Origin of the sequence: Bacillus sp. B2-WWTP-C-10-Post-4, assembly GCF_009183805.1 — a bacterium.
GTDB lineage: Bacteria > Bacillota > Bacilli > Bacillales > Bacillaceae_G > Bacillus_A > Bacillus_A cereus.
The window spans coordinates 1-3370 of record NZ_WEII01000216.1 but is presented as its reverse complement, the minus strand read 5'-3'; the positions used below and the strand labels follow the sequence as shown (position 1 = coordinate 3370).

Sequence of the window (3370 nt, the reverse complement as noted above, 5' to 3'; positions counted from 1 at the left end):
GTATATAGTACCGTTCCTAGTATTACTATCAATAAGGACATTGAAATATCTGAAAGGATGCTAACCCAATCTTTATTTTAAATATATTTGATAATGTCTTTATAAAATATTAAGTTCATAAGGATAAACATTGGTAGACTCCAAAATAAAAAAATATTAAATAAATGGAAACTAATATTCAAGAATTAACTTTCGTATCTGTAATAGCAACAATACACTTAGTTTTTATTAGTTTGTAAACCCTTTTCACTAAATGGAAGTAAAACATGCAACATCTTTCCCATCTTGCGTACCCTTAGTCCAAAACAAGCAACATCACTCTCAACTTACGTACTATTCCACTAGAATAAGCAACATTTTTCCCGTGTTGCGTACTTATTTCTCTAAATAAGCAACACTAAACATTTAAATTATTTAATTTCAGGTGAAAAAGAAGCAACATTCTTCCCATCTTGCGTACTTTTTTTCTAAATAAGCAACGTTTTTCCCAAGTCGCGTACCTATCTTATTAGTGAAATCAGCCATAAATGCTGTTATATCAGGTGATCTAAGATGTTAAATCACAAGCAATTTATATATTATACAAAAATTCTTTCCCAAGTCGCGTACCCATTTTCCTGAAAAAGGAGCAACACCTTTCCCAAGTTGCGTACCAAAAATCAATTGAAATATCAATAAAGTATTGATATTAAAGGATTTCTCCTTTTCTCATTAAATAGCATCATACAAGAAAAGAGCAACATTCCTTCCCAAGTCGCGTACCAAAAATAAAAATAACAATTTTCTCTATCCCTTGTCGCTCTAAGACCCATAAGGTGTTGCCTTTTTTGAAATTCTCTCTTAAAGGGCACGTTTTTACAAAATTCGATTTGCTATAATCATAATTGGTATATTTTATAGTATTTTGACATATATTTCTGAATTTGTAGAACGGAGGTGAAAAAGATGGGGAAATCATTTGTGATACGTAATCAACGGAGCTTAAATGGGCAAACAACAAACGCAGTTTTAGTAACACTCAAATCTTGGCAAAAGCTTGTGGAAGCATTTGAGGAAAAGTACTACAGTTATAAAGATACTTATTTAGAAGATATTCTACAGCACATGACATACGAAGATCGTATTGCTGATGTGGATGGATTTGTCGAAAGAGCCAAACCATCTTTTTCACGTCGCGCAATGTCTGCACTTGCAGAAAAAACGGGAAGAAAGCATAAATTATACGGCATTACGAATGCTGATCTCGAAGTGTTCTTATATATACATAAGAAATGCTTTACTAATGGTGTCATTCCCAATGTAACCATACATATGATGTGGGAAGATTACAAACAATATAAAGAAGAATTTGCTTATATCCAACACTCTCAATTCTATATCGCTTTGAAAAAGTTAAGCTTACATAACATTATCTCCATTGAAAATGGAATTGATGGCCGTTACACAATTAAACTCACTCATTTTCTGAATGGGGAAACAGAAAAAGCAAATCCGTACATATATATTAGTCCTGTTGTATTTACAAAGGCTTTCTTTAAGTTATCTGTAGCGGCTAAGAAGTTATTTTTAGATATCGCAATGCAACAACATACAGAAATAACGCTAAAGCGCTCTTTGGACAAGCAAGACGAAAGAGGAAACAAGACTCACTTTGGCGGGATGTATCGTTTCTTACATAAAAAATATCCGCATCAAATCCGTGCGGTTATCGATGAATTAACAATTACATTCTCATGTACGGGTAGTCCCCTATTCAAAATTTGCAAAATGCAAAAAGGTGTAAAATATACAAAACGATATACAACGCTATATCTATCTATCCATTCAGACTTCTTATGTTCGAAAGAATCTGGAGAAGAACAATACAGGGATCCGTTTACACCAAAAGCTACCTATGCACGTAAAGCGAAATTCATCGAATCACTTCTACAAGAAATGAATATCGGTGAATTGTCTACAGGCATGAATAAGTTCATTCATGTATTAAAGCATACTTGTCATCGTCAAATTCGTAGTGTCATTCGTGGGCTTCGTGATATGGTTGATCGCAAAGAAGGATACCCTACAAAACTTGTATATACATTGAAAAAACTATTACATCAGACATCTCAATATCAAATTCTGGATACAGCGGCGAAAGAAGGTATCTACCCTCTTATTGCACAACATATACCAAAAGAGAGAAATAGTGACCGTGAGAAAGCTGTCTTTAATTTTGGTCTACATTATTCTATGTACTCTCTTCATAACATTAAGAAAATGTTTAGAAATGTACATGCACTACTGAAGCAGAAGTTTGCAGTACCAGTAACAGAAGAGTCTTATCACCGTAATTATCTAAAATACCAGGAAGAAACGTTATTTAGAAAATATGCATATGATCAGGGAGTGAATCTCCATGCATATATCGCTTTAGAAATTGAAATGCGTGAAAAACTAAAAGTTCGTGGCCATAAAGAACGCACAATTCCAAGTGATGTGCGCGAATGGTTTATCGAGGCAATTGATAAGCTGCCACAAGAAAAACTTCGTGTGATTGAGCTACCAAAGCAGTTTAATTTACTAGAGTTTATGCGTACCTTCGAACGTTTAGTACGTGCCGGTGTAACAATAACTGCTCCAGATCAGGTGCTAACCGCAATGGAAATGAAATGATAATAACAAGCTCTCTATTTTTGAAAAAATCAAAAGTGGAGGGCTATTCGTGTTTGGTTTATTCCCCCCTTTTCTACTACTCTATTTATAAATACAAAATCAGAAGGACCCCATGTAAAATGGAGTCTTTTTTTATGCATTTCTATACCAAACCTCTTCTACCTATAATAAAATTTCCACACTACACATTAAATATTCTTTACGTGTAGTAAAATATCCAATTGTATATCTACAAAAAATCAGAAGGATATTAATAAAAAAAGTGAATATGAGGACAAATATGATCAAATGTGAATATTATTTTACAAAGATTATTGGGGATACTAGTGTTATTGAATTTATCTAATGAAAATCATCAATAATAATGTGAGTTATGTGTAAATACTGTGTAATGTTAACAAATAGCTACATTATCTGAACAAAATATGGATAATTGGACGCTACACACTGCTTATTTACCAAAATAAAGAAAACATGTCCTATTTTAAAGGTTGAATAAATATAATGTGATTTGTATCAATCTCTTTCCGATTTTATGTAGAAACATATAATTTTCTTTCTGCTTTTTTGTAGAATTGAAAGTCTAATAATTATTGAATCTACGGATACATTTTCTACTATTTATGATTTTTTACGTTATAATATCTAATTTTCCCTTGTGAGAGTAGGTCTTTTCTCTATTTTTGATAGCCTATAAAAGTTTTATCTTTACTTC

At 32.4% G+C, this 3370-nt stretch carries 1 protein-coding gene; it reads left to right on the top strand.

Features of this window, described 5'->3' with window-relative positions; all coding sequences use genetic code 11:
* Positions 1 to 945 precede the first annotated feature (945 nt).
* The gene (locus GBN78_RS29175) at positions 946 to 2655 is read left to right on the top strand and encodes a hypothetical protein (RefSeq protein ID WP_070184253.1); all 1710 of its coding nucleotides are present in this window, start codon (positions 946 to 948) and stop codon (positions 2653 to 2655) included.
* Positions 2656 to 3370: the final 715 nt, after the last annotated feature.